This window comes from Streptomyces sp. NPDC043680, assembly GCF_056436685.1.
The window spans coordinates 508,193-533,942 of record NZ_JBWKCE010000002.1; the positions used below are offsets into that span (position 1 = coordinate 508,193).

The following is a 25,750-nucleotide window of genomic DNA, read 5'->3' on the forward strand; positions in this document are numbered from 1 at the left end:
ACACGTGTCACTCGCCGCCCGGCCAGGAAATTCCGCGCCGACAGGCATCGTCGCCGGTCGCGCAGACAACGGAACCGAATGCGCCGGTTCCGATTTTGGCGAAGTTGTCCAGGGAGCCGGTACCTGGCTCGAAATAGCCGGTGTGGTTCCTCGCCCCGGCCGCCGACAGCAGGCGCGCCCCGAACCCCGGGGAGACCGGATCGGCCCCGTGCCCCAGCCCGCCGAGCTCCAGGTGCGGGACGTCCGCGATCCAGTCCCCGGCGTCCCGGGTGGCCCATACCCGTGCCGAGGTGCCCAGTTCGGCGACGGACCCCGCGCGCATGCCGGGGCTGCCCGCCACCACCAGGTCGCTCACCGACCTCGGCAGCGCGTGCGCGGCCACCCCGCACACCACCGAGCCGTAGCTGTGGCAGAACAGGGCCACGCTCGCGTCCTGGGGCAGGGCCGCCGCCAGCGACTCCAGCCGGACCGCGCCGTCCATGGCCATCCGGCCGGTGGCCGCGTCCATGCCGACCCCGGTGGGGGCCGTGTACCCGGCCCAGGCGATGACCGCGGTCCGGGCAGCCGGAGCCGCCGCGCGCTCGGCCTCGTACAACGCCTGCGCCATGCCGACGGGCGCGGTGACGCGGCGCTGGGTGCGCTCGAAGGTGAGCACGTCGGTGTCGACCCCGGGCACGATGACCGAGACCCGGTCGGCCCGGTCGAGATCGCCGAAGACCTCGGCGACGCGGCCGCCGCCCGTCGGGTCGAAGGTCAGGATCTGCCGGCCGGGCTGGGCCAGGGACTCGAAGCGGTGCGCCCGCCGCCCGGCCGTGGCGCGGTCGGCCGGGCTCAGGCCGACGTCCCGGCTGCGTGACTCCTCGGCGCGGGCGGCCTGTTCGAGGGCGCGTAGGTTGGCCCGGTAGCGCAGCGCGGCGGGCGCGCCGTCGAGGTTGCCGACGACGAGCGGGTAGCCCTCGGCGAGCCGGGCCCGCTGGGAGCCGTCGAGGCCGGCGAAGAAACGGGCCACGGTGCGCACGGGTGCGTCGGCGGGCGGCAGGGGCCGGCCCTCGATCCGGGCCGCCGACCAGGCGGCGAGGGCGGCGGCGCGCAGGGAGCTGCCGACGTCGGGCCGGTGCACGGCCGTCCAGCCCGTGGTGGCCAGCATGAGGAAGACCACCGCCAGCGCGAGCAGGGCGCGCAGGGCGGCGGGGCGCGGATCAGCGCCGACGAGGGAGGGGGCGGGGCCGGGCACGTTCACTGCATCCAGGGTATGAGACCGAATCGGGGCACAGCGCCCCGGGTGACCGGGTTCACGGCCGATCGTGGGACGCCCGTACAGGGCCTGCGCGCGCCCCGCGCGGATCCGGTACCGACCCCGGCTGGCCTTCCCGTACGCGGCTCAGCCCCGCCAGGGAGCGGCGAGCGCCGGTCCGATCTGGTCGAGGAAGTCCTCCGTCATCCGCCGGATCGCGGCCACGCTGGTGTCCTCGCCCTGGCCCCAGAGCCGCCCGGTGACCCTCATCACCCCGCTGAACGCCGCCACGGCCACCCGCGGCCGCGGGTCGGCCTCCACGTCCAGGCCCTCACGCTCCGCGACCAGCCGGGCGATCCGCTCCTCCAGTTCGGTGGAGCGCCGCAGGTGTACGGCGAGCAGGGCAGGGGTCGACTCGATGAGCCGGTAGGTGCGCATGTAGAGGTCGACCGGGACCGCGTCCGACAGCGCCTCGTCGACGGTGTCCCAGGCGGCGAGCACCGCACCGCGCAGGGCCTCCAGCGGGCCCTCGGCGGCCGGCCGGGACCGCAGCGCCGCCAGGAAGTGCGATTCCACCAGGTCCTGGACGGCGAAGGCGGCTTCCTCCTTGTTGGCGAAGTACCGGAAGAAGGTGCGCTGGGAGACCTCCACGGCGTCGGTGATCTCGTCGACGGTCGTCTCCTCGTACCCCTGGGAGGTGAACAGCAGGAGGGCGGCGCGCAGGAGCGCGTCCCGGGTGCGCCGCTTCTTGCGTTCGCGCAGTCCGGCCGGTACCGAGGCCGGCACGGTCTGCTGGTCCGTCATCACCGCGGGTCCTTTCTGACGCTGAGTGAGGGGTCAGGGTACCTGTGACGGACCTGACAGCCGCTGCCGCGTTGGGCCGTCTGTGAAGTGTCAGTCGCTGTCATTAGCCTGTTCGCATGACTCGTCAGATGAGTGCCGAAGACCGGGTCCCCGAGAAGGCACCCGGACCGGGACCGGCCTCGACCGCTCTGCGCGGCCACCCCTGGCTCACCCTGTTCGCCGTCGCCATCGGCGTCATGATGGTCACCCTGGACGGCACGATCGTCGCCGTCGCCAACCCCGCGATCCAGCAGGACCTCCGCGCCTCCCTCGCCGACGTGCAGTGGATCACCAACGGCTACCTGCTGGCCCTCGCCGTCTCCCTGATCACCGCCGGAAAGCTCGGCGACCGCTTCGGCCACCGCCAGACCTTCCTCCTCGGCATCACGGGCTTCGCCGCCGCCTCGGCGGCCATCGGCCTGTTCTCCAGCGTCGAGCTGGTCATCGGCTGCCGCGTGGCCCAAGGCCTGTTCGGCGCCCTGCTGATGCCCGCCGCACTCGGCCTGCTGCGCGCCACCTTCCCCGCCGAGAAGCTCAACATGGCGATCGGCATCTGGGGCATGGTCATCGGCGCGTCCACCGCCGCGGGACCCATCGTCGGCGGCCTGCTCGTGGAGAACGTCAGCTGGCAGTCCGTCTTCTTCATCAACGTGCCCGTCGGCGTCGTCGCGCTCGCCTTCGGCCTGTTCATCCTGCTCGACCACCGCGCCGACAACGCCCCCGGGTCCTTCGACCTGCTGGGCGTCGTGCTGCTGTCGGGCGCGATGTTCTCCCTGGTCTGGGCGCTGATCAAGGCCTCCGAGTGGGGCTGGGGCGACCTGCTGACCCTGGTCTTCCTCGGCGTGTCCCTCCTCTGCTTCGCGGCCTTCGCGGTCTGGGAGTCCAAGGTGGCCGAGCCGCTCGTCCCGCTCGGCCTGTTCCGCTCGCTGCCCCTGTCCGCGGGCACCGTGCTCATGGTGCTGATGGCCTTCGCCTTCATGGGCGGCCTGTTCTTCGTCACCTTCTACCTGCAGAACGTGCACGGCATGAGCCCGGTCGACAGCGGCCTGCACCTGCTGCCGCTGACCGGCATGATGATCGTCGGCTCGCCGCTGGCCGGCGCCGCCATCACCGCCGTCGGCCCGCGGATCCCGCTGGTCGCGGGCATGCTCGCCAGCGCCGCCGCCTGCTTCGGGATGTCCCGGCTCACCCCGGACACCGCCACCCTCACCATGTCCCTCTGGTTCGCCCTCCTCGGAGTCGGCCTCGCGCCCGTCATGGTCGGCGCCACCGAGGTCATCGTCGGCAACGCCCCGCTGGAGCTGTCCGGAGTGGCGGGCGGCCTCCAGCAGGCCGCCATGCAGGTCGGCGGCAGCCTCGGCACCGCCGTCCTCGGCGCGGTCATGGCCCGTACGGTCGGCAACTCGTTCGGGGACAACTGGCAGGCGGCGCAGCTGCCCCCGCTCGACCCCCAGCAGCTCGACCTCGCCGAGAAGGGCGTCCAGGTCGGCATCGCCCCCGTCCCGCCCGGCGCCCCGGCGCAGCTCACCGAGGCGATCACCACGGTCGCCCACGACACCTTCGTGTCCGGGATGAGCGCCGCCTTCACCGTCGCCGGCGTCGTCGCGGTCCTCGCCGCCCTCGTGGCCTGCTTCACCAAGCGCGGCGAGAACGCCGCCGCGGGGGCGGGCGCGGCCCACGTCTGAGCCGCCGCACGCACGCTCCGCGCCCTCGGCCCAGGCGGCGCGGGCGTCAACCCGCTGCCCGCGACAGGCCCGCCGGACGGTTCCCGCGGGGCTGTCGCCTATCCGGATGGACCGGCCCGCAGCCCCTTCCGCCCGGCCGTCCCCGCAGGTCAGCGTGGTGCACCGGGAGCTCCGGAACCGGTCCGGGGCCCCGCAGTCCACCAGGAGTTGACCCGTCATGCGTACGAGTTCCCCCGCACGACCGACCACCGTCCTCGCCGCGACCGCCCTCGCCCTGGCCGCCCTCATCCCGAGCACGGCGAGCGCCGCGCACGCCGCGGGGCCGCCGACGAAGACACCGCCCTGCGCCACCGGGCAGCTGTGCCTGTGGGCGAAGCCCGAGTTCAAGGGAACCCGGCACACCCGCGAGCTCAGCACCCTCGACATCAACAGCTGCACGGCCCTGCCCGAAGGGGCCACCGCCCAGTCGCTCGTCAACCGCACGGGGCGGCCGGTGACCACCTACCAGTCGGCCGAGTGCGCCGAGACCGGAGAGTTCCAGACCTACCCCGGCGACGGGGTCTGGCTGCCCGAATCGCCCTACCTGATCAGGGCGTTCAAGGTGTGGGAGCGCTAGCGGCGCCCGCCGCCGGGGCCGCTTCGGGCATGCGGGCCGGCCGTTCGGCCCCCGCGCCCGGAGCGGCCTCGCCCAGCCGGGCGACCTCCGCCCGCAGGGCCCGTACCTCCGCGGTCAGTTCCGCGATCGCGGCGGTCTGGGCCCGCTCCACCCGGTCGTCGCGCTCGAAGCGGGAGATGAACCAGGCCGCGATGTTGGCGGTGACCACACCCAGCAGCGCGATCCCGGACAGCATCAGGCCCACCGCGAGGAACCGGCCCAGACCGGTGGTGGGGGAGTGGTCCCCGTACCCGACGGTCGTCATGGTGGTGAAACTCCACCACACCGCGTCGCCGAGGTTCTTGATGTTCCCGCGCGGGGCGTCCCGCTCCACGCTCAGCACGGCCAGCGAGCCGAACATCAGCAGCCCGACCACCGCCCCCGCCACGTAGGTGGTCAGCCGGATCTGCGGGGCCATCCGGGCCCGCCGCCCCACCAGCAGCAGTGTGGACACCAGCCGCAGCAGCCGCAGCGGCTGGAACATCGGCAGCAGAACCGCCCCGAGGTCCAGCCAGTGCGTCCGTACGAACGCCTTCTTCGCCGACGACAGGCCGAGCCGCATCAGGTAGTCGGCGGCGAACGCCCCCCACACCACCCACTCGGTCACCATGCACGCCCGGTGCACCCGCGCGTCCGCATCGGGGAAGACGATCGGCACGGCGTAGGCGACGGCGAACGCCACGGCGAGCACCAGCAGCGGGGTCTGGCTGCGCCGCTCCCACCGCAACTGCCTGGACGGTTGCTTCATGGACAGCATCGTAAGGAACAGGCAAAGCGAACCGGGCCCCGCTTCCGCGGAGCCCGGCCCACCCTTCTCATCCGTTCGAGCGCCGGAGCGCTACGCGTCGCCGCCCGCGGGGCCCGGGTCCGCGGCCGCCACGTCCAGCAGCCGGTAGCGGTCGACGGCCTGCTTCAGCGCCGAACGGTCGATCCGGCCCTCCTTGGCCAGCTCCGTCAGCACCGCCAGCACCACCGACTGCGCGTCGATGTGGAAATGGCGCCGGGCCGCGCCGCGCGTGTCCGCGAAGCCGAAGCCGTCCGCGCCCAGCGAGGTGTACGCACCGGGCACCCACCGCGAGATCTGGTCCGGGACCGACCGCATCCAGTCCGACACCGCCACGAACGGCCCCTCCGCACCCGACAGCTTCTGCGTCACGTACGGGACCTTCTGCTCCTCCTCCGGGTGGAGCAGATTGTGCTCCTCCACCTCGACGGCCTCGCGGCGCAGCTCGTTCCAGGACGTCGCCGACCACACGTCCGCCCGGACGTTCCACTCCTCGGCCAGGATCCGCTGCGCCTCCAGCGCCCACGGCACCGCCACGCCCGAGGCCATGATCTGGGCCCCGATCGCGCCGGACACGCCCGTGGACACCCGGTGGATGCCCTTGAGGATGCCGTCCACGTCGACGTTCGCCGGCTCCGCCGGGTGCTGGATCGGCTCGTTGTAGACCGTCAGGTAGTAGAAGACGTCCTCTGCCTCCGGCCCGTACATCCGCCGCAGACCGTCCTTGACGATGTGCGCGATCTCGTAGCCGTAGGCCGGGTCGTACGCCACACAACCCGGGTTCGTCGACGCCAGCAGCTGGGAGTGACCGTCCGCGTGCTGCAGGCCCTCACCCGTCAGGGTGGTCCGGCCGGCCGTCGCACCGAGGACGAAACCGCGCGCCAGCTGGTCGGCCATCTGCCAGAACTGGTCACCCGTGCGCTGGAAACCGAACATCGAGTAGAAGACGTAGACCGGGATCAGCGGCTCGCCGTGCGTCGCGTACGCCGAACCCGCCGCGATCAGCGAGGCCGTGCAGCCCGCCTCCGAGATGCCGTCGTGCAGCATCTGGCCGGTCGGGGACTCCTTGTACGCGAGCAGCAGGTCGCGGTCGACCGCCTCGTACTGCTGGCCCAGCGGGTTGTAGATCTTGGCGCTCGGGAAGAACGCGTCCATGCCGAAGGTGCGGTACTCGTCCGGAGCGATCAGCACGAACCGCCGGCCGATCTCCTTGTCCCGCATCAGGTCCTTCAGGATGCGCACGAACGCCATGGTCGTGGCGATCGACTGCTGCCCCGAGCCCTTCTTCGCCGCCGCGTACACCGAGTCGTCCGGCAGCTGCAGCGGCTTCGCCCGCACCACACGGGTCGGCACGTAGCCGCCCAGCGAGCTGCGGCGGTCGTGCATGTACTGGATCTCCGGCGAATTGCGGCCCGGGTGGTAGTACGGCGGCGCGCCGCTCTCCAGCTGCGCGTCCGTGATCGGGATGTGCAGGCGGTCGCGGAAGCGCTTGAGGTCGTCGACCGTCAGCTTCTTCATCTGGTGCGTCGCGTTGCGGCCCTCGAAGTTCGGGCCGAGCGTCCAGCCCTTGACCGTCTGCGCCAGGATCACCGTCGGCTGGCCCTTGTGCGCCTTGGCCGCCGCGTACGCCGCGTAGATCTTCTTGTGGTCGTGGCCGCCGCGGCCCAGGTGCAGCAGCTGCTGGTCGCTCATGTTCTCGACCATCGCGCGCAGCCGCTGGTCGTCGCCGAAGAAGTGCTCGCGGATGTACGCGCCGGTCTCCGTGGCGTACGTCTGGAACTGGCCGTCCGGCGTCGAGTTCATCTTGTTGACCAGGATGCCGTCGCGGTCCTGCGCCAGCAGCGGGTCCCAGGAGCGGTCCCAGATGAGCTTGATGACGTTCCAGCCGGCACCGCGGAACTGCGACTCCAGCTCCTGGATGATCTTGCCGTTGCCGCGGACCGGGCCGTCGAGGCGCTGCAGGTTGCAGTTCACCACGAAGGTCAGGTTGTCCAGGCCCTCGCGCGCCGCGATCGACAGCTGGCCCAGCGACTCCGGCTCGTCCATCTCGCCGTCGCCGAGGTACGCCCATACGTGTGACTTGGAGGTGTCCGCGATTCCCCGCGCCTCCATGTACCGGTTCATCCGGGCCTGGTAGATCGCCCCGAGCGGGCCCAGACCCATCGAGACGGTCGGGAACTCCCAGAAGTCCGGCATCAGCCGCGGGTGCGGATAGCTCGACAGGCCGTACGGGGCCTTCGACTTCTCCTGGCGGAACGCGTCGAGCTGCTGCTCCGACAGCCGGTCCAGGAGGTAGGCGCGGGCGTAGATGCCCGGCGAGGCGTGGCCCTGGAAGAAGATCTGGTCGCCGCCGTCACCCTCGTCCTTGCCCCGGAAGAAGTGGTTGAAGCCCACGTCGTAGAGGGAGGCGGAGGAGGCGAAGGTGGCGATGTGGCCGCCGACACCGATTCCGGGGCGCTGCGCACGCGAGACCATCACGGCCGCGTTCCACCGGGTGGCGTTCAGGACCTTGCGCTCGATCTCCTCGTTGCCCGGGAAGAACGGCTCGTCCTTGGTGGCGATCGTGTTGACGTAGTCCGTGCTGCGCATCTCGGGCACGGCCACGCGCTTCTCGCGGGCCCGCTCGATCAGCCGCAGCATCAGGTAGCGGGCACGCTCACGTCCCCGCTCGTCGACGGCGGCGTCCAGGGAGTCGAGCCATTCCCGGGTCTCTTCAGGATCGAAGTCCGGGACCTGGCTCGGCAGGCCGCCAATGATGATCGGGTTGCGATCGGATGCGGAAGCCACGCTGTTCCTTCGCTGTCAGGGGAGGGTTTGCCTCGGGTTCGCCGCCTCCCATGGTCGTACGCTCGCTCCCCATCGTCATCTCTACCACTGGGTAATCAATCGAGTCTGCGGTGATTCGGCGGCGAGCAGCGGTTTCGGGCCTCGGCGGCGGTCGGCCCCATCGCCACCCTACGCCCAGGAGGGATCACCCGGGCCGTGACCGCGTTCGTCCCTCAAACAGGTAGGAAAGTCCTCAAGCAAGGCCTAAAGACCTGGAATGCTGTGGGATGAATCACCCTAGCCCCCCACGGGAAGGCTGAAAGTTGCGGCGAGACGGCCGCAATCGTCACCGTTTCGACGGTCTCGGCGGCCGGGTACTTGCGCGATCCGCCGCGCCCGTGTGGACTACGCCCAATGCTGCGCGTACGCGCGCCGCCGAAGACATTCACCGAACATGAGCAGGAGGCACCCCGTGAGCGCGACCGCGGACCACGCGGAGAGCCTGGCCGCCCGGCTGGGTTTCCAGTCCGAACAGGTGGTCCAGGAGATCGGCTACGACGAAGATGTCGATCAGGAGTTCCGCGACGCAGTCGAGGAACTGATCGGCAACGACCTCGTCGACGAGGACTACGACGACGTGGCCGACGCGGTGCTGCTGTGGTTCCGCGACGAGGACGGTGACCTGACGGACGCCCTCGTCGACGCCACCGAGCTGGTCGAGGACGCCGCGCTGATCCTGCTGCTGACCCCCAAGACGGGCCGCCCCGGCTACGTCGAGGCCAGCGACATCAGCGAGGCCGCCCAGACCGCCGGCCTCTCGCAGACCAAGAGCGTCAGCGTGGGCAAGGAGTGGAACGCCAGCCGCTTGATGACCCCCAAGGCCGCCAAGTCCAAGCGCTGAGCCGCGCCCCGCAGCCAAGCGGACACGCACCCCGCCGCACCGGAACCCACCCCGGTCGGCGGGGTGCGTGCGTTGCGGACGCCTCCTCCCCATAGGCTGGCCCCACCCGAACAGCCCAATCCAGGGACGCAGGAACGAAGGGATGCGAGAGATGGCGATCGAGGTCGGCAACAAGGCTCCGGACTTCGAGCTCAAGGACAACCACGGTGCCACCGTGCGGCTCTCGGACTTCCGCGGCGAGAAGGCCGTCGTACTGCTCTTCTACCCGTTCGCCTTCACCGGGGTCTGCACCGGCGAGCTGTGCGAGCTGCGCGACCAGCTGCCGCGGTTCCAGAACGAGGACGTCCAGCTCCTCGCCGTCTCCAACGACTCCGTGCCGACCCTCCGGGTCTTCGCCGAGCAGGAGAACCTGGACTACCCGCTGCTCTCGGACTTCTGGCCGCACGGCGAGACCTCCCGCGCGTATGGGGTCTTCGACGAGGAGAAGGGCTGCGCGGTCCGCGGCACCTTCATCATCGACAAGGACGGCATCGTGCGCTGGACCGTCGTCAACGGCCTGCCCGACGCCCGTGACCTGAACGAGTACATCAAGGCCCTCGACAGCCTGTGATGCGCCTCCGGGGCACCCGGGGCCGCCAGGGCCCGGGGGCGGTCCCGGCCGGGATCCGCGCGAAAACCCCCTGTCGGCGGGAACCCGTCACTAGGATCCAAGCGTTGATCCCGTAGAAACCGCACGACGGGGCACCGCCCCACATGAACCCAAATGGAGGACCCGTGGGAGTCAGCCTCAGCAAGGGCGGCAACGTCTCGCTGACCAAGGCCGCGCCGAACCTGACGGCGGTCATCGTCGGTCTGGGCTGGGACGCTCGCACCACCACCGGTGTCGACTTCGACCTCGACGCCAGCGCGATCCTGACCAACGACCAGGGCAAGGTCGCCAACGACTCGAACTTCGTGTTCTTCAACAACCTGAAGAGCCCGGACGGCTCGGTCGAGCACACCGGGGACAACACCACCGGTGAGGGCGAAGGCGACGACGAGGCCATCAAGGTCAACCTGGCCTCGGTCCCGGCCGATGTCGCCAAGATCGTCTTCCCCGTTTCCATCTACGAGGCCGAGAGCCGCCAGCAGAGCTTCGGCCAGGTCCGCAACGCCTACATCCGCGTCGTGAACCAGGCCGACAACTCCGAGCTCGCCCGCTACGACCTCTCCGAGGACGCCTCGACCGAGACCGCCATGGTCTTCGGCGAGCTGTACCGCAACGGTGCGGAGTGGAAGTTCCGCGCCATCGGCCAGGGCTACGCCTCGGGCCTGCGCGGCATCGCGCAGGACTTCGGCGTCAACGTCTGATCAAGCCTGCCAGCTGTCGCCAGCTGTCACCCGTCCGGCGCCGTGCACTGTGTGTACGGCGCCGGACGTGCTTTGCACGATCCACCCCCGGCCGCCACGCCAGAGCGGGGGCCGGGACCACACGTCGTCCGGGGAGGACCACAAGATGGGCGTCACACTCGCCAAGGGGGGCAACGTCTCCCTCTCCAAGGCCGCACCGAACCTCACCCGGGTCCTGGTCGGTCTCGGATGGGACGCGCGCTCGACCACGGGGGCCGACTTCGACCTCGACGCCAGCGCGCTGCTCTGCCGCGACGGCCGGGTGCTGGGGGACGCGTACTTCGTCTTCTACAACAACCTCAAGAGCCCCGAGGGCTCCGTCGAACACACGGGGGACAACCTCACCGGCGAGGGTGAGGGCGACGACGAGTCGATCATCATCGATCTGACCAAGGTCCCGGTCGAGGTGGACAAGATCGTCTTTCCGGTCTCCATCCACGAGGCGGACGCCCGGCGGCAGACCTTCGGCCAGGTCACCAATGCCTTCATCCGCGTCGTGAACGAATCGGACGGCCAGGAACTGGCCCGCTACGACCTCACCGAGGACGCCTCCGGCGAGACCGCGATGATCTTCGGCGAGGTCTACCGGTACGGGGGTGAATGGAAGTTCCGCGCGGTGGGGCAGGGGTACGCGTCGGGCCTCCGGGGCATCGCTCTAGACTTCGGGGTCAACGTTTCGTAAAGCCGTACAAGACGATGGGGTGCCAGTGGTTCTCAAAACCTTCGGCTGGTCGTTCGCAGTCACTGCGCTCGGTCTGGTCGCAGCGGTGTTCTACGGGGGGTGGACCGCATTCGGGATCGTCGCGATCCTGTCCATCCTTGAGATCTCGCTGTCCTTCGACAACGCGGTGGTCAACGCCGGAATCCTGAAGAAGATGAATGCCTTCTGGCAGAAGATCTTCCTCACCGTCGGCGTGCTCATCGCCGTGTTCGGCATGCGTCTGGTCTTCCCCGTCGTGATCGTCGCGATCACCGCCAAGATCGGGCCGATCGATGCCGTCAACCTGGCACTGACCGACAAGGACCAGTACCAGCAGCTGGTCACCGACGCCCACCCGGCGATCGCGGCATTCGGCGGCATGTTCCTTCTTATGATCTTCCTCGACTTCATCTTCGAGGACCGGGACATCAAGTGGCTCGCCTGGCTGGAACGCCCGCTCGCCAAGCTCGGCAAGATCGACATGCTGTCCGCGTGCATCGCGCTGATCGCCCTGCTGATCACGTCCATGACCTTCGCCGCCCACGCCCACCAGCACGGCGGCACCCACGTGGACAAGGCGCAGACCGTACTGATCGCCGGCATCGCCGGCCTGATCACGTACATGATCGTCGGCGGTCTCTCCGGCTACTTCGAGAACAAGCTGGAGGAAGAGGAGGAAGCCGAGCACGAGGCCGAGGAAGAGGCCAAGAGGAGCGGCAAGCCGGTCTCCGCCGTCACCCTGGCCGGCAAGGCCGCGTTCTTCATGTTCCTCTACCTCGAAGTCCTCGACGCCTCCTTCTCCTTCGACGGGGTCATCGGCGCCTTCGCCATCACCAACGACATCGTGCTGATGGCCCTCGGCCTCGGCATCGGCGCCATGTACGTCCGGTCGCTCACGGTCTACCTGGTCCGCCAGGGCACCCTCGACGACTACGTCTACCTGGAGCACGGCGCGCACTACGCCATCGGTGCGCTCGCCGTGATCCTGCTCGTCACCATCCAGTACGAGATCCACGAGGTCATCACCGGCCTCGTCGGCGTCGTGCTCATCGCCTGGTCCTTCTGGTCCTCGGTGCGCCGCAACAAGCGACTGGAAGCGGAGGGTTCCCCCGCCGAGGCATGACCACGGCGCACATGCGGAACGCTCTACTGCGGGGCGGCCCGCCGGGTCCACACCCGGCGGGCCGCCCCGTCCGCGTCACACAGGGGTTCTGGGGACCAGGGGATCAGGGGGAGACAGGGGATGGGATTCTTCGACGGCATCCGGGGCAGCCGGGCGCTGCAGTTCGACTCGGGCAACGCCTCGTCGAACGCGATCGAGCTCACCAAACGACATCCGACCGTCTCCCTCACCAAACAGGGCGCGGTCCACGGAAACCTGCGGGTCAACCTGTCCTGGCGGATGCGCACCTCCGACATCGGCGGTCCCGGATCAGGCGGCGGCCGGCTCCTGCGGCACCCGTTCAAGCTGTTCAAGCCCGACATCGTGCAGGCGCACACCCAGGGCATGGTCAACGTCGACCTCGACATCGGCTGCCTCTACGAGCTCGCCGACGGGACCCGGGGCGTCGTCCAGCCCCTGGGCAACCTGCACGGCGACATCAACAGCCCGCCGTACGTGAAGCTCAGCGGCGACGACCGCTTCGGGGCGCCCTCCGGGGAGACGGTCTTCGTCAACCTCGACCACGCCGACGAGATCAAACGACTGCTGATCTTCGTCTACATCTACGACCAGACCCCGGCCTTCGACCGGACCCACGCCATGGTCACCCTCTACCCGATCACCGGGCCGCGCATCGAGATCCCGCTGGAGGAGCGCCACCCGCAGGCCCGCTCCTGCGCCGTGGTCTCCCTGGAGCACGTCAGGGGCGAGCTGATCGTGCGCCGCGAGGTGAAGTTCGTGTACGGCTTCCAGGCTGAGCTGGACCGGCTCTACGGGTGGGGACTCCAGTGGGGGCGGGGCTACAAGACCGCCAAGAGCTGACCGCAAGACCGCCACGAGCTGACCGCTCGGCGCCGGTCAGCGGCGGATGAACTGCGGGCCCTGCACCGGCAGCCGGAAGGCGTCGCCGCCCTGACCCGGCACCGGCGCCGGGGACACCGGCTGCGGGTACCCGTAGGCCGGCTGTACGGCCGGAGGGGCCTGTGTCGGCGGCGCGACCGGGCCGGTCGGGGTCGGCGGGCGCATCGCGGCCGTCTGCTCGGCGGTCGGCCCGGCGGCGGAGGCCGTCCCGGAGCCGGGGGCCCGCTCGGCGTTCTGCGCGGCCTCGGCGGCGTTCTCGGCGGCGTTCTCGTCCACGGAGATCCCGTGGTCGGTGGCCAGGCCCACCAGCCCGTCGGAGTAGCCCTCACCCAGTGCGCGGAACTTCCAGCCCTCGCCGCGCCGGTACAGCTCCCCGCAGATCAGGGCCGTCTCGGCGCCCGTCTCGGGCCGCACGTCGAAGAAGGCCAGCGGCTCCGAGCCGCCGGTCGCCGTGGCGTCGTACAGCAGGATCCGCAGGTCCTGGACCCGCTGGAAGGGGACGTCCTCGGCGGAGGCGACCACGAGGACGCGGTCCACCGCCGCGGGCACGGCCCGCAGGTCCGCCTGCACGGCGTCGGTGACCGCGTCGCCGATCTGCTTCTTGCCGAGCCGCCACACCGCCCCCGAGGGGTGCCGGGGCTGGTTGTAGAACACGAAGTCCTCGTCCGAGCGCACCCGTCCGTCCGGGCCCACGAGCAGGGCCGAGGCGTCGACGTCCGGGACCTCGGGGCCGCCGGTCCACCGCAGCACCGCCCTGACCGCCACGGCGGCCACGGGGATGTTCGAGCCCTTCTGCATCGCGTGCGTCATGCCCGTCATCCTGCCCTCCCGGGGGGCCGCGGAACAACGCGGCCCCCCGTAGGGCCTTGTCCTGGGGGAAAGAGCTGGGCATGGTGCAAGAGGGTTACCTGAACTTCATGTGCTTGAGGAACTCTTGACTCACATTCGTACGTACTATTACCGGCCACGCCAGTCGGGCCGCCGAAGCAGTACGGGGGAAGCACATGCGTCACTTTGGGCACATATCGCCCGCGGTCCGTAAGGACCTCTTCCACCAGGAGCCGGCCGAGTTCACCGCCGCCTCGCCGGCCCGCATCCTCGCCGCTGCCCTCGGTGCCACCCTCTACAGCCCGGCCACCCGCCCCCACCTCGCCGCCGACATCCACAAGCAGGCCGGCCGCGGAGTCGTCTCCATGGTGATCTGCCTGGAGGATTCGATCAGCGACGCCGACGTGGCGGGCGCCGAGCAGAACCTCGTGCGCCAGTTCGCCGCCCTCGACGCCGACGCCGGCGCGGGCCGGGAGCTCCCCCTCCTCTTCATCCGGGTCCGCACCCCCGAGCAGATACCCGACCTCCTGGACCGCCTCGGGGCGTCCGCCCGCCGACTGGCCGGATTCGTACTGCCCAAGTTCACCGAGCACGGCGGAACCGCCTTCCTCGACGCCCTGGCCCAGGCAGAGGAGCGCAGCGGGCAGCACCGGCTGTATGCGATGCCCGTCCTGGAGACTCCCGACCTCCTCCACCTCGAAACCCGCGTCGAGGCCCTCGCCGGCATCTCCCGCACGGTCAACCGCCACCGCGAGCGGGTGCTCGCCCTGCGGCTCGGCGTCACCGACTTCTGCTCCGTGTACGGGCTGCGCCGCACCCCCGACATGACGGCCTACGACGTCCAGATCGTCGCCGGAGTGATCGCCGACGTGGTGAACGTGCTCAGCCGCGCCGACGGCACCGGCTTCACGGTCACCGGACCCGTCTGGGAGTACTTCCGCCACCAGCAGCGACTCTTCAAGCCGCAGTTGCGCCGCAGCCCCTTCCTGGAGGAAGGCGCCGAGGAACTGCGCACCGCGCTGATCGAACACGACCTGGACGGGCTCCTGCGCGAGGTCGAGCTGGACCGGGCCAACGGACTGCTGGGCAAGACCTGCATCCACCCCGCCCACGTCACCCCCGTCCACGCGCTGTCGGTCGTCTCCCACGAGGAGTTCAGCGACGCCCAGGACATCCTGCGCCCCGAGCGCGGAGGCGGCGGAGTCATGCGCTCCGCCTACACGAACAAGATGAACGAGGTGAAGCCGCACCGGGCCTGGGCCGAGCGCACCGTGCTGCGCGCCGAGGTCTTCGGCGTGGCCAAGGAAGAGGTCGGCTTCGTCGACCTCCTCGCCGCCGGGCTCCAGACGTGAGCGCGCCCGTGGCATCCCCCGAGCAGAGAGGCAAGACGATCGAAGCGGTGTGGTCGGGAACCTGGGTCGCGGACCGGCTGGGCGTACGCCTGCAGGAGGCCGAGGCCCTCGACGCGCGTGCCGCGCAGGGAGCCGCTGCCCCTGCCCCTGCCGCGGCGGCGCCGGAGCCGGCGGGCGCGGCCGCCGCGGGCGGGGCGCCGCCGCGGCTCACCGACCTGCTCGGGCTGGCCCTGCGCCGCAACCCCAAGCGGGCCCACCTCCTGGTCTCCCAGGTCCTCGGCAAGCACGTCCCGCAGTCACCGCGCACCGTCTACGCCGCCGGATACGGACTCGGGGAGCGGGTCCGGGAACTGCTCGGCGACGAGGCCGCCGACGCCGTCGTCCTCGGATACGCCGAGACCGCGACCGGGCTCGGACACTGCGTGGCCGACGGCCTTGGCACGGCCCCCTACCTGCACTCCACCCGCCGCCCCGTCCCGGGCGTGGAGCCCGCAGGGGGATTCGAGGAGGCCCACTCGCACGCCACCTCCCACCTGCTGCTTCCCGAGGACCCCAAGCTGCTGGCGGGTGACGGACCGCTGGTCCTCGTCGACGACGAGTTCTCCACCGGCAACACGGTCCTGAACACCATCCGCGACCTGCACGCCCGCCACCCCCGCAGCCGTTACGTGGTCGTCGCCCTCGTCGACATGCGCGCGGAGGCCGACCGGGACCGGCTCGCCGCCTTCGCCGCCGAGGTCGGCGCCCGCGTCGACCTGCTGGCCCTGGCCCGCGGCACGGTGCACCTCCCCGAGGGCGTCCTCGCCGCCGGACAGGCCCTGGTCGAGGCCCACGAAGCGCAGGAGGCCGCCTGCACCGCCTCCGCCTCCACGGCCCCCGCCTCCGCCTCCACGGCCCCCGCAGCCGCAGCCGCCGCCCCGCGCACGCCCGTGGAACGGGTCGCCCTGGACTTGCCCGCCGGGCTCCCGGACGGCGGCCGGCACGGCTTCACCCCCGCCCACCGCGCCCGCCTCGAAGCGGCCCTGCCCACCCTGGCCCGGCAGCTCACCGACGCGCTCGGCACGGCGCCCGGGCGGGTCCTCGTACTCGGCAACGAGGAGCTGATGTACGCGCCGCTGCGCCTCGCGCAGGCCCTGGAGGACTCCGGTGCGGCCGACGAGGTCCGCTTCTCGACCACCACCCGCTCGCCCGTGCTCGCCGTCGACGACCCCGGCTACGCCATCCGCACGCGGCTGGTCTTCCCCGCCCACGACACTCCGCCGGCCGCCGCCGGCGGGACCCCCGCCGCCGACGGCTCCGGTGACCGGTACGCGTACAACGTGGCGGGGGCCGGCTTCGACACCGTCATCGCCGTCGTCGACAGCCACGGCGACACCCCCGCACTGCACGCCCCCGACGGCCTCCTCGCCCGCCTGGCCCCGCACACCCGCCGGGTCCTGCTCGTCGTCATCCCCGCGTACACCCCCGGCCCGTCCGGCCCCCGCACCACCACCGACCCCCGGCAGGAGCCGACCATGCCCGAGCCCCTGCGCGGCCCCGCCTTCTCCTCGTACGCCGCCGAGGACGTCGGCTGGCTGCTCCAGGACCTCTCCGACGTGCCGCTGGAGGCACCGACCGAGGAACGCGAGGAGGCCATCCAGGCCGGCGGCGCCCACTACGCGGAGTCGCTGCCCGTCGAGTACCAGCCCTCGGCCCAGTACCAGGAGCTCTACCGCAGCGCGCTGAACACCTCCGCCGCCCGGATCGCCCGGGCCGTCGGCACGGTCACCGAGACCGTCCTCGCCGAACGCTCCCCGTCCCCCGTCCTGGTCTCCCTGGCCCGCGCCGGCACCCCCGTCGGCGTGCTGATGCGCCGCTGGGCCCGCTCACGGCACGGCCTGGACCTGCCGCACTACGCCGTCTCCATCGTGCGCGGGCGCGGCATCGACGCCAACGCGCTGCGCTGGCTGGCCGCCCACCACGACCCGGCCGACGTCGTGTTCGTCGACGGCTGGACCGGCAAGGGGGCGATCACGCGCGAACTGAGGGACGCCCTGGGAGAGTTCCCCGGCTTCGACCCGGAGATCGTCGTCCTCGCCGACCCGGGCTCCTGCGTGCGCACGTACGGCACCCGCGAGGACTTCCTGATCCCCTCCGCCTGCCTCAATTCCACCGTCTCCGGCCTCATTTCGCGTACGGTGCTCAGGTCCGACCTGGTCGGCCCCGCCGACTTCCACGGCGCGAAGTTCTACCGCGAACTCGCCGCCGCCGACGTCTCCGTCGACTTCGTCGACACCGTCGCCGCCCGCTTCGACGAGGTGGCCGACGCCGTCGACGCCGAGGTCAAGGAGCTGCTCGCAGCCGACCGGGCCCCCACCTGGGAGGGCTGGGCGGCGGTGGAGCGCATCAGCGAGGAGTACGGCATCCACGACGTGAACCTGGTCAAGCCCGGCGTCGGCGAGACGACGCGGGTGCTGCTGCGGCGCGTGCCGTGGAAGATCCTGGCCCAGCGCGGCGCCGGACCCGACCTGGACCACGTACGCCTCCTCGCGCAGCAGCGCGGCGTGCCCGTGGAAGAGGTCGACGGACTGCCCTACACGTGCGTGGGACTCATCCACCCCCGCTTCACGCGCGGCGCGACCGGCGCCGACGGAAAGGCCGTGGCCTCCAAGTGACCGTCCTCGTAGCCAGTGACCTCGACCGCACGCTCATCTACTCGACGGCGGCGCTGGGCCTCAGCATGCCCGACACCGCGGCCCCGCGCCTGCTGTGCGTCGAGGTGCACGAGAGCAAGCCGCTGTCCTACATGACCGAGACGGCCGCGCAGCTGCTGGCCGGACTGACCGCCGACCCGGCGGTGGTCTTCGTCCCCACCACCACCCGCACCCGCAAGCAGTACCAGCGCATCCGCTTCCCCGGCCGCCCCGCCCCGTACGCGATCTGCGCCAACGGGGGCCAGCTGCTGGTGGACGGCGTACCGGACCGCGACTGGCGGCGGCAGGTCGCCGCGCGCCTGGCCGAGGAATGCGCACCGCTGGAGGAGGTCCACGGACACCTGCTGGCCACCGCCGACCCGGCATGGCTGCGCAAGGCCCGGGTGGCGGAGGACCTCTTCGCCTACCTCGTCGTCGAACGCGCCCTGGTCCCCGCAGAGTGGATCAAGACCCTGGCGGAATGGGCCGAGGCACGCGGCTGGACCGTCTCCCTCCAAGGCCGCAAGATCTACGCCGTCCCGCGGCCGCTGACCAAGAGCGCGGCCATGCACGAGGTGGCCCGCCGTACGGGGGCCACGACGACCCTCGCCGCCGGCGACTCCCTGCTCGACGCAGACCTGCTGCTCGCCGCGGACGCCGCATGGCGCCCGGGCCACGGCGAACTGGCGGACGCCGGGTGGGGCGCGCAGGGCGTGACGGCACTGGAGGAAGTGGGCGTCCTCGCGGGTGAGGAAATCCTCCGGCGCTTCGGCGGCGCAGTTGCGAGACTGAACGCATGAGCAAAGGCAACACGACAAAGATGACTGACGAGTTGTACGCCTACATGCTGGCGCACAACCCGCCGCTGGACGCACACCAGCGGGGGCTGATGGAGACCACGGACGCCAAGTTCCCGGACGTCGCCGGCATGCAGTCGGCGGAGGAGCAGGGTCCGCTGCTGGCCTTCCTGGTCCGACTGACCGGCGCCCGGCACATCGTGGAGGTCGGCACCTTCACGGGCTTCTCCGCCCTCTCGATGGCCCAGGCCCTCCCGGCCGACGGCACGCTGATCGCCTGCGACATCTCGGAGGAGTGGACGGCCTACGGCCGCGCCGCCTGGGAGGCGGCGGGCGTCGCCGACCGCATCGACCTGCGGATCGCCCCGGCCCTGGAGACGCTGCGCGCGATGCCCCCGGAGCCGCACATCGACATGGCCTACCTGGACGCGGACAAGGAGAGCCAGATCGCCTACTGGGAGGAACTGGTTCCGCGGATGCGCCAGGGCGGTCTGATCGTCACGGACAACACCCTCTTCCACGGGAGCGTCCTGGACCCGGAGCCGCGACCCTCGGCGGCGGGCGTCCAGGCCTTCAACGACCACGTGGTGGCGGACGACCGGATGGAATCCGTGCTCCTGGGGATCTCGGACGGCCTGACCCTCTCGCGCAAGCGCTGACCGCTTACCGCTGATCGCTGACCGCAGCGGGCTGCGGTCAGCACCGGCTAGCAGCAGCCGCCTCCGCCGCAGCACCCGCCGCCGGCGGGGGCGGGGGCGCTGCTCGTACCGCCGACGGCCACCGCGGACAGCAGCTTGACGGTGTCGGCGTGCCCGGCGGGGCAGTCGGCGGGCGCGGACGACTCGGCCATGGGCCGACTGACCTCGAAGGTGTCTTCGCAGGTCCGGCAGCGGAATTCGTAACGAGGCATGGGCCAAGGCTACCGAGCCGGACGGCCGGGCTGAAGCCTGCCACCACCCGCCCGTCCACCGGTCTGCCCGCCGATCCTGCCCCCGGCCCGGATCCGGTCCTCCTGCGCGGCCTGCTCCGGGTGACGGGCCCGCCAGTACGGATTGTCGTGCGGCAGCGCGCTGCCCACCCGCCCGTACATCCCGAACCACATCAGCATCACGCCGACGACAAAGCTGAACAGCACGTTCTGGATTTGGAACGCCAGGAAGTTGAAACCGCTGTCCAGCAGGGCGAGATTGACGAACCCGCTCAGGATGAACGCCACCCCCAGCACGATGTTCAGGGTGGAGGCGAAGGTCCCGCCGATCACCATCCCGACGAACAGCAGCCCCCCGATACAGATCGACAGGACACTCAGCGCACCATTGGTGTTCAGCGCGAGCACCGTGTCACCGCCGGTGTCGAAGAACCCGATCTGGTCGACGAGCCCCAGGATGCCGAAGGCGACCAGCAGCAGCCCGGTCAGTCCGGCGCCGACCCGGTACACCTTGCTGAGCTTGTGATCGGCGGGCAGATGCTCGTCGAGCCGGGCATTGACCGGGTTCATCATGCGCTGCAGCGGCCCGGGGCCGGGCGGGGGCGCGTGGGTCGGATACGGCTCGTGGGCCACGTACGGCGCATAGGACTCATGGGGCTCGTGGCACCCGTAGAGCGCATGAGGTGCATAGGACTCATGGCCATGGGGGTGGGCGTGCCCATGATCGTGCTCATGCGGTACGGGGGGCACCTGCGGCACGCGGGACGCGCGAGGCCTGTGCAGCACACGAGGCAGGTGGAAAGTGTGGGCAGCCATACCGCCCTCCTCTGCTCCGTTCCCGGACCTCCAGCATCCACCGATGCCTACCCCCGGACAACTCCGGCCGGGCATGCAGCTCACCCCCGGCAGCCCGCTTGCGGCTTCGGGCCTCACCCTCCGGGCATACCCTCCGGGCCTCACCCTCCGGGCATACCCTCCGGGCCTCACCCGACGGCGCGCCGGCCCCGCATGTCCGTCACCACTCGGCCCACGGCCGCCCGGACCCCCTCCATCTCCTGGAGGAAATGCCAATAGTCCGGGTGCCGTCCCTCCAGCCCGCCCAGGGCCCGTTCCATCCGGGCAACCGCCTCGTCCAGCGGCCGCGCATGCCGCGGATCAGGGACGCTGCGCCCCTCCATCGCCAGCCGCTGCGCATCCCGGATCGCGAACCGCGTCCGCTGCACCTCCGCCTGCGGATCCCGCTCCACCGCCTCCAGCCGCGCCAGCCGGTCCTGCGCAGCCGACACCGCCTCGTCGGTCGCGTCCAACGACACCCGGACCGCCTCGATCAACGCCCCCACGTCCGCCCACCGCTGCTCCTCGCGGGCCCGGGCGGCCTCCCGCAACTGCTCCTCGGCCCGCGCCACGTCCCGTACCGCCTCGTCCGGCACCTGCTGCAGGTCCTGCCAGCACGCGGCGCTGAACCGCCGGCGCAGCTCACTGAGCACCGGATCGACCCGGTCCGCCCGGTTGCGCAGCGCCTGCGCCCGCGTCCGCAGGCTCACCAGCCGCCGGTCGATCTCCGCAGCCCGCTCCGGCAGTCGCGCGGCCTCCGCCCGTATCGCCTCCGCGTCGCGCAGGATCCGGTCCGCGCGCTGGACGGTCTCCTGCACGCCGTGCTGCGCGGCGCCCTGGTTCAGCCGGGTCAGCTCCGGTCCGAGCGCAGCCAGCCGGGCCGCCAGGTCATCGGCCCGCATCCCCTTGCCGCGGACGTCGTCCAGCGCCGTACTCGCGGCCAGCAGCGCCGCCCTGGCCCGCTCCCGCGCGGGCGCCACCCGGGCCAGCTGCGTCTCGGCCTTGTCCAGCAGCGGCTGCAACCCCTGCGCGAACCGGTCCAGCTCCGCCTTGACCCGTACGAGCTCGTCCCGCGCCCGCGTCAGCTGCTCCCGCGCCCGCGCGGCGACGGAACCCTCCAGCTCGGGCCGGTCCAGGTCATGGGCGTCGACGGCCTCGATGTACACCTGGCTGACCTGGTCGATCCGCTGCCCGAGCGCGGCGAACCCCTGCCCGGCCTCCCGCGCCGCGGGCGACCCGTCGGCCGCCGCGATGGTCTCGATGGAGATCCGCAGATCACGCTGCGCGGTGTCCAACTCGTAGAACGCGGCGGCGGCGGCATCCTTCGCCGCCTGCGCATCGGCCCGCCGACTCTCGTCCCGCCCACCGAACCACCGCCGGGATGCCGTTGTCACAATCCCTCTCCCGTACCGCGTCCGCCATGCCCTGATCCATTCTCCCCCACGGGAACGGGTTTGCGTGGGGGGTGTGCCCGCCATGTAGGCTGTCCACTCATCCACGGGTGCGTAGCTCAGGGGTAGAGCGCTGCTCTTACAAAGCAGATGTCGGCGGTTCGAAACCGTCCGCGCCCACCAGCCAAAGGCCCCCGCAGCGTCTCGCTGCGGGGGCCTTTGACGCTAGTAGCTGACGGCAGTAGCCCACTCAAGCCGGCGCCGCCGCAGCAACCGGTCCATGTGCCCCATCACCTCCTGCCGATGATCGTCGGAGACGTGGGCGTAGATGTTCATGGCGACGGCGATCTGCGAGTGGCCCAGGCTCTCCATCACGACTCGCGCCGGAACGCCCGCGGCGAACAGGAGCGTGGCGCACCCGTGCCGGGCGTCGTGCGGGCGGATGCGGGGGAGTCCCGACCCCTCCGGGATGCAAGAGAACAAGCGGCTGAGGCTCGGCCGTACGGTCACCATGTGGACGAAGAACCAATGATCATCAAAGTCACGCGTGACCAGGCATTCGTCCTGTCTGACTGGCTCTATGACGTCATGATGCAGTCCGACAGGCTGGACGCCATCGTGCCGGACCGAGCGGTCTGGTCGGGGATCTACGCGATTTCCGGAACGTTGGAGAAGACTCAGTGTCGGCCGTCATGGGCGTCGGCGCACCATCGCGGATCTGGAAAGCGAAGAGCTGACTGTCGAAGGGCGTCGAGCCCAGCGCTCGTCTACATCTCTCCCTTTGGCATCAACAGTGCCACCGTCCGCGCTCCCGCCCGAGGCCCTCATGAGCGTGGGCCGATCGGCGGACAATGACGGCATGACGTTGAAAATTTGGGTCGATGACTGGCAGATCCAGTGCTGCGGAGAGAACTTCGCGCCAGGGGATGTTGTTTCGTGGACGCTGCTGGAGGTCGATCCGGAGGACTACGCCGACGTGGTCGGTAGCGAACGTGCGGATGAGATCGACTTCCGCGAGGAGCATCACGGCCAAGAGGAGGGGCACACGCCCACCTCGGTGGAGGTGGTGTCGATCGTCGAGGTGCATTGCCGTTACGGGATACCCCCGGGCGCCACGGACAAGGTGAATTACCCCGTTCCGGGCACGACCGTACTGGTTCCGGTTGAGAAGGCGGACGGGTGGGCGAAGGCCAGGCCGAACGTGAGCTTCGCGGGCTACCTGGTGACCGCCCGGCGTGTCACCGACCTGCCGGAAGGTGCGGCTGCTCGCGGTCAATGAGAGGGCTGGCGGCACGCGTGCCAGATGCGTGCCAGATCGGGCGGTCAACCACGGTCACTGGGGGATCGCAGCGGCGTTCACAGCTTGTGTCGGTCGTCGTGGCGCACAGAGGGGGTGAGCTGCGATGACGGATCAGCTGCGGGTGCCAGGCTGACAAAGCAGATGTAGGCGGTTCGAAACCGTCCGCGCCCACCCAAAGGCCCCTCGCCGATCATGGCGGGGGACCTTCGATCCGCCCCACCCCCCCCGCTGCGTGACCCGCCAGGGTGATCGCCTGCGTCCTTGCCGGGGGCGCCGGTCGGCAGATCAGCATTGATTGTTTGCGCCGGTCCGGTGCGGCGACGGACCCGCCCGCCGACCGGCGAGTTCGGCAATGCCCGTCCCAAGACCGGCGCGGCGGCCGGGCCTTGATCGCCGCCGACGCGGTGGTCGTGCGTGGGGGTTTCGGGGTGGGGCGGAGCGTGGGATGGTCGGGGGATGGGCGAGTGGCTCGCGGTGGGCGGGGCGGTCCTGGGGGTCGCCGGGGTGCTGGTCGTACTGGAGAGGGGGGCCGCGGCGGCGTTCGAGAGGCGGCGTGATGCGGAGCGGGCGCGGCTGCTCGCGCAGGTTGCCGCGCCGGAGGAGGCGGAGGATCCGAAGTACGCCGACGTCGGCGGAATACCGGCCGGGCGGGAGGAGAGCGACGTCGACTTCACCTCCGTGCTCGTCGAGTACTACGCCTACGGGCTGACCCAGGCACGCAGCAGCTTCGCGACCAGCCAGCGGTTCGCCGGAGTGGGCGCCACCATACTGCTGCTCGGGGTGGCCCTGGCCGTGTGGAAAGCCGAAAGCACCGGGGACCTGTACCTCGGGGTCGTGACCAGCTCGGTCGGGCTGGTCGTCACGGTCGTCGGGCACCTCTTCCACCGGCGCGCCGATGTCGCCCTGCGGCACATGGCCGCGCAGACCGCCTCCCTGCGCGAGGACCGGCGGGCCGCCGCCGCCCTGCGGCAGGCCGTCGCGCTGCTCGACGAGGTCGCCGACCCCCAGTTGCGGGCGCGCCTGCAAGCCGGCCTGATCATGAAGCTGTCCGGGGCCGAGCTGCCCCAGTAGCGGGATAGTGGGGGTATGTGCCGTTCCATTAAGACCCTGCGTCCGCCCGCCCTCCCCGAGAAGGCCACGGAGGAGGACATCCGCGCCGCCGCGCTCCAGTACGTACGGAAGGTCTCCGGATTCCACGTGCCGGCCGCGCACAACCGGGAAGTCTTCGACGCGGCGGTGGACGCCGTCGCGGAGGCCACCCGCGACCTCCTCGACGGCCTCCAGATCAGAGGTGCAGCGTCATCAGCTCGCGCGGGCGCGGCGGCGTAGTACCCAGATGCCCGCGCCGACGGCGCCCGCGACGAGGGCGCCGCCCACCGCGATCTGCCCCGTGTTCATCGCGCGGGTGCTGCCGCCCAGGCCGCCGCGCGCCGCCCCTGACGAGACCTGGAGGGAGACGGTGACCCGCTCGCCGCCGCCGCACTCGAAGGTCACGTTGTAGGAGCCCGGGCTGACGTCGCGGTAGACCGTGGTCGCGCCGAAGAGGGTGCCGCTCTGCAGGTTGCCGGAAGTCAGCCTGGCTTCGCCGAACGCACTGGACGAGGCCCTGCCGATGCTGGTCCCGCAGCCCGAGAGGTTCAGGCTGACCCGGCCGCCCGGGGAGACGACGGTGGGGGAGACACTGGCGGAGGGGAAGGCGTACGCGGCGGTGGCGGGAGCGGCGGCGGCAATGACCGCGGCCGCGGCCACAGCCCTCATCAGCTGAGCGGAACGTGTCGCGGGCATGGAGAGAACTCCTCGGCTCCTCGAAAAGGCGCGGCCCGGCCACGGATGTGACGCGGATTCGGCAGCGCACCGTACGTCGGACGCTAGGAGCCCCGGCACGCGGCGGCGATCGGGACCGGGTGAACGGGTGAGCCGTTGCTCCGCCCGGGGGAGCCCGCTACGCCCGGGCGGCCGTCGGGGTGGGGCGGCGGACCAGGAAGGCGGCCAGGGCGCCCGCTGCGAACAGGGCGAGGACCGAGACCGCCGTGCCCAGCCAGGCGGCGCCGAGCCACTGGGTGCCGAAATATCCGAGGGCCACGCTGTAACCGGCCCAGGCCATTCCCGCCAGCACCGACCACGGCAGGAACTCCATGACCTTGCGGTGCGTCTTGCCCGCGCCCAGCGAGACCACCGAGCGACCGGCCGGGGCGAAGCGGGCGATCACCACCAGTGCCCCCCCGCCCCGGGCCAGGGCCGTGCCCAGACGCTCCTGGGCGCGGGTCAGCCGGCGCGAACGGGCGATGGCCCGGTCAAGCCGCGCCCCGCCCCGCCGGGCCAGCCGAAACGCGGCCATGTCACCCAGCACCGAAGAGGTCGTGGCGATCACCAGCAGGGCAAGGATGTCCGGCACCTGCTCGGGCCCCGGCACGGGCACCGGCCCCGCTGCCCCGGCAGCCGCCGCAGCCGCCGCAGCCGTGATCACCAGCACCCCGCTCGGCAGCACCGGAAGGAAGACGTCGAGCACGACGGACAGCGCCACCACGGCGTAAATCCATGGGCTCGTGGTCAGCGACCCCAGAGTCTCAAACAAACGGGACTCCCCAGTCCGGTTGACGTGCTTCCGCGTGAAGCGCCGCGACGTCGCGGGGGAGCGGCAGGGGCGGCTTGACAGCCATACAGCGTA

Annotated in this window: 25 protein-coding genes, 1 tRNA gene and 1 pseudogene; 16 read left to right on the forward strand and 11 right to left on the reverse strand. The window is 71.2% G+C overall.

The window, feature by feature from the left end:
• Positions 1–7: 7 nt before the first annotated feature.
• Both AC0666_RS05680 and AC0666_RS05685 read right to left on the reverse strand, forming a co-directional pair.
• The gene (locus tag AC0666_RS05680; protein ID WP_468968511.1) at positions 8–1,234 is read right to left on the reverse strand and encodes an alpha/beta hydrolase; all 1,227 of its coding nucleotides are present in this window, start codon (positions 1,232–1,234) and stop codon (positions 8–10) included.
• A 147-nt stretch (positions 1,235–1,381) separates the two neighbouring features.
• Positions 1,382–2,038, reverse strand: coding sequence for a TetR family transcriptional regulator (locus AC0666_RS05685; RefSeq protein ID WP_468584463.1), 657 nt, complete (start codon positions 2,036–2,038; stop codon positions 1,382–1,384).
• Between the two features lie 128 nt (positions 2,039–2,166).
• On the opposite strand from AC0666_RS05685, the gene AC0666_RS05690 reads away from it, so the two are divergent.
• Entirely contained in the window at positions 2,167–3,762 is a 1,596-nt protein-coding gene (locus AC0666_RS05690; protein ID WP_478707193.1) for an MFS transporter, read from the forward strand.
• Positions 3,763–3,979: 217 nt separating this feature from the next.
• A complete protein-coding gene (locus AC0666_RS05695; protein WP_361713886.1) occupies positions 3,980–4,378 on the forward strand; it encodes a peptidase inhibitor family I36 protein in 399 nt (132 codons plus the stop codon).
• On the opposite strand, the gene AC0666_RS05700 is transcribed toward AC0666_RS05695, so the two are convergent.
• On the reverse strand, positions 4,359–5,165 hold the full coding sequence (locus tag AC0666_RS05700) for a potassium channel family protein (protein ID WP_361713888.1): 807 nt from the start codon (positions 5,163–5,165) through the stop codon (positions 4,359–4,361). The genes AC0666_RS05695 and AC0666_RS05700 overlap by 20 nt on opposite strands.
• Before the next feature lie 90 nt (positions 5,166–5,255).
• Positions 5,256–7,988 (reverse strand): pyruvate dehydrogenase (acetyl-transferring), homodimeric type, encoded by a 2,733-nt coding sequence (aceE, locus tag AC0666_RS05705; protein ID WP_478707145.1) that lies wholly within the window; start codon positions 7,986–7,988, stop codon positions 5,256–5,258.
• 451 nt (positions 7,989–8,439) lie between these two features.
• Between aceE and AC0666_RS05710 the strand changes: the two genes are divergently transcribed.
• The 6 genes from AC0666_RS05710 (at position 8,440) to AC0666_RS05735 (ending at position 12,941) form a co-directional block, all read left to right on the forward strand.
• Positions 8,440–8,868 (forward strand): DUF3052 domain-containing protein, encoded by a 429-nt coding sequence (locus tag AC0666_RS05710; RefSeq protein ID WP_356850396.1) that lies wholly within the window; start codon positions 8,440–8,442, stop codon positions 8,866–8,868.
• A gap of 151 nt (positions 8,869–9,019) precedes the next feature.
• Positions 9,020–9,478, forward strand: a complete 459-nt coding sequence (locus tag AC0666_RS05715) for a peroxiredoxin (protein ID WP_361713906.1) — start codon at positions 9,020–9,022, stop codon at positions 9,476–9,478.
• Positions 9,479–9,642: 164 nt separating this feature from the next.
• Entirely contained in the window at positions 9,643–10,218 is a 576-nt protein-coding gene (locus AC0666_RS05720) for a TerD family protein (protein WP_361713892.1), read from the forward strand.
• A 145-nt stretch (positions 10,219–10,363) separates the two neighbouring features.
• Positions 10,364–10,939 carry a TerD family protein gene (locus tag AC0666_RS05725; protein WP_361713894.1) on the forward strand — a complete coding sequence of 192 codons (576 nt, stop codon included), beginning with the start codon at positions 10,364–10,366 and terminating at the stop codon, positions 10,937–10,939.
• 25 nt (positions 10,940–10,964) lie between these two features.
• On the forward strand, positions 10,965–12,080 hold the full coding sequence (locus tag AC0666_RS05730; protein ID WP_468967682.1) for a DUF475 domain-containing protein: 1,116 nt from the start codon (positions 10,965–10,967) through the stop codon (positions 12,078–12,080).
• Positions 12,081–12,200: 120 nt separating this feature from the next.
• Positions 12,201–12,941 (forward strand): TerD family protein, encoded by a 741-nt coding sequence (locus AC0666_RS05735; protein WP_478707146.1) that lies wholly within the window; start codon positions 12,201–12,203, stop codon positions 12,939–12,941.
• A 36-nt stretch (positions 12,942–12,977) separates the two neighbouring features.
• On the opposite strand, the gene AC0666_RS05740 is transcribed toward AC0666_RS05735, so the two are convergent.
• Positions 12,978–13,790: a TerD family protein gene (locus AC0666_RS05740; protein WP_478707147.1), complete on the reverse strand. Its 813-nt coding sequence runs from the start codon at positions 13,788–13,790 to the stop codon at positions 12,978–12,980.
• A gap of 194 nt (positions 13,791–13,984) precedes the next feature.
• Here AC0666_RS05740 and AC0666_RS05745 point away from each other — a divergent pair, with 194 nt between their 5' ends.
• Genes AC0666_RS05745 through AC0666_RS05760 form a run of 4 tightly spaced genes read left to right on the forward strand, consistent with a single transcriptional unit; the run spans position 13,985 to position 19,288 of the window.
• Positions 13,985–15,160: an HpcH/HpaI aldolase/citrate lyase family protein gene (locus AC0666_RS05745; RefSeq protein WP_468967673.1), complete on the forward strand. Its 1,176-nt coding sequence runs from the start codon at positions 13,985–13,987 to the stop codon at positions 15,158–15,160.
• Positions 15,157–17,814 (forward strand): phosphoribosyltransferase, encoded by a 2,658-nt coding sequence (locus AC0666_RS05750; protein ID WP_478707148.1) that lies wholly within the window; start codon positions 15,157–15,159, stop codon positions 17,812–17,814. The genes AC0666_RS05745 and AC0666_RS05750 overlap by 4 nt, the downstream gene beginning before the upstream one ends.
• Positions 17,811–18,632: an HAD family hydrolase gene (locus AC0666_RS05755; RefSeq protein ID WP_468967667.1), complete on the forward strand. Its 822-nt coding sequence runs from the start codon at positions 17,811–17,813 to the stop codon at positions 18,630–18,632. The genes AC0666_RS05750 and AC0666_RS05755 overlap by 4 nt, the downstream gene beginning before the upstream one ends.
• The gene (locus AC0666_RS05760; RefSeq protein WP_468967664.1) at positions 18,629–19,288 is read left to right on the forward strand and encodes an O-methyltransferase; all 660 of its coding nucleotides are present in this window, start codon (positions 18,629–18,631) and stop codon (positions 19,286–19,288) included. Before AC0666_RS05755 ends, AC0666_RS05760 begins: the two co-directional genes overlap by 4 nt.
• A gap of 47 nt (positions 19,289–19,335) precedes the next feature.
• On the opposite strand, the gene AC0666_RS05765 is transcribed toward AC0666_RS05760, so the two are convergent.
• The 3 genes from AC0666_RS05765 to AC0666_RS05775 form a co-directional block, all read right to left on the reverse strand.
• On the reverse strand, positions 19,336–19,539 hold the full coding sequence (locus tag AC0666_RS05765; RefSeq protein WP_361725412.1) for an FmdB family zinc ribbon protein: 204 nt from the start codon (positions 19,537–19,539) through the stop codon (positions 19,336–19,338).
• 9 nt (positions 19,540–19,548) lie between these two features.
• On the reverse strand, positions 19,549–20,130 hold the full coding sequence (locus AC0666_RS05770; protein ID WP_468968506.1) for a DUF4383 domain-containing protein: 582 nt from the start codon (positions 20,128–20,130) through the stop codon (positions 19,549–19,551).
• A gap of 410 nt (positions 20,131–20,540) precedes the next feature.
• Positions 20,541–21,785: a hypothetical protein gene (locus AC0666_RS05775; RefSeq protein WP_468967661.1), complete on the reverse strand. Its 1,245-nt coding sequence runs from the start codon at positions 21,783–21,785 to the stop codon at positions 20,541–20,543.
• A 105-nt stretch (positions 21,786–21,890) separates the two neighbouring features.
• Here AC0666_RS05775 and AC0666_RS05780 point away from each other — a divergent pair.
• A tRNA-Val gene (locus AC0666_RS05780) sits at positions 21,891–21,965 on the forward strand.
• Between the two features lie 42 nt (positions 21,966–22,007).
• Here the strand turns inward: AC0666_RS05780 and AC0666_RS05785 are convergent.
• Positions 22,008–22,268 (reverse strand): annotated as a pseudogene (locus tag AC0666_RS05785) (tyrosine-type recombinase/integrase); the annotation flags it as partial.
• A 373-nt stretch (positions 22,269–22,641) separates the two neighbouring features.
• Between AC0666_RS05785 and AC0666_RS05790 the strand changes: the two are divergent.
• The 3 genes from AC0666_RS05790 (at position 22,642) to AC0666_RS05800 (ending at position 24,411) form a co-directional block, all read left to right on the forward strand.
• Positions 22,642–23,061, forward strand: a complete 420-nt coding sequence (locus tag AC0666_RS05790) for a DUF6578 domain-containing protein (protein ID WP_468968504.1) — start codon at positions 22,642–22,644, stop codon at positions 23,059–23,061.
• A 477-nt stretch (positions 23,062–23,538) separates the two neighbouring features.
• The gene (locus AC0666_RS05795; protein WP_468967658.1) at positions 23,539–24,153 is read left to right on the forward strand and encodes a TRADD-N-associated membrane domain-containing protein; all 615 of its coding nucleotides are present in this window, start codon (positions 23,539–23,541) and stop codon (positions 24,151–24,153) included.
• A gap of 15 nt (positions 24,154–24,168) precedes the next feature.
• The gene (locus AC0666_RS05800) at positions 24,169–24,411 is read left to right on the forward strand and encodes a DUF2277 domain-containing protein (protein ID WP_468584437.1); all 243 of its coding nucleotides are present in this window, start codon (positions 24,169–24,171) and stop codon (positions 24,409–24,411) included.
• On the opposite strand, the gene AC0666_RS05805 is transcribed toward AC0666_RS05800, so the two are convergent.
• Positions 24,385–24,867: a hypothetical protein gene (locus tag AC0666_RS05805; RefSeq protein WP_468967655.1), complete on the reverse strand. Its 483-nt coding sequence runs from the start codon at positions 24,865–24,867 to the stop codon at positions 24,385–24,387. The two genes, AC0666_RS05800 and AC0666_RS05805, sit on opposite strands and share 27 nt — an antisense overlap.
• A 157-nt stretch (positions 24,868–25,024) precedes the next feature.
• Positions 25,025–25,657 carry a DedA family protein gene (locus AC0666_RS05810; RefSeq protein WP_468584433.1) on the reverse strand — a complete coding sequence of 211 codons (633 nt, stop codon included), beginning with the start codon at positions 25,655–25,657 and terminating at the stop codon, positions 25,025–25,027.
• Positions 25,658–25,750: the final 93 nt, after the last annotated feature.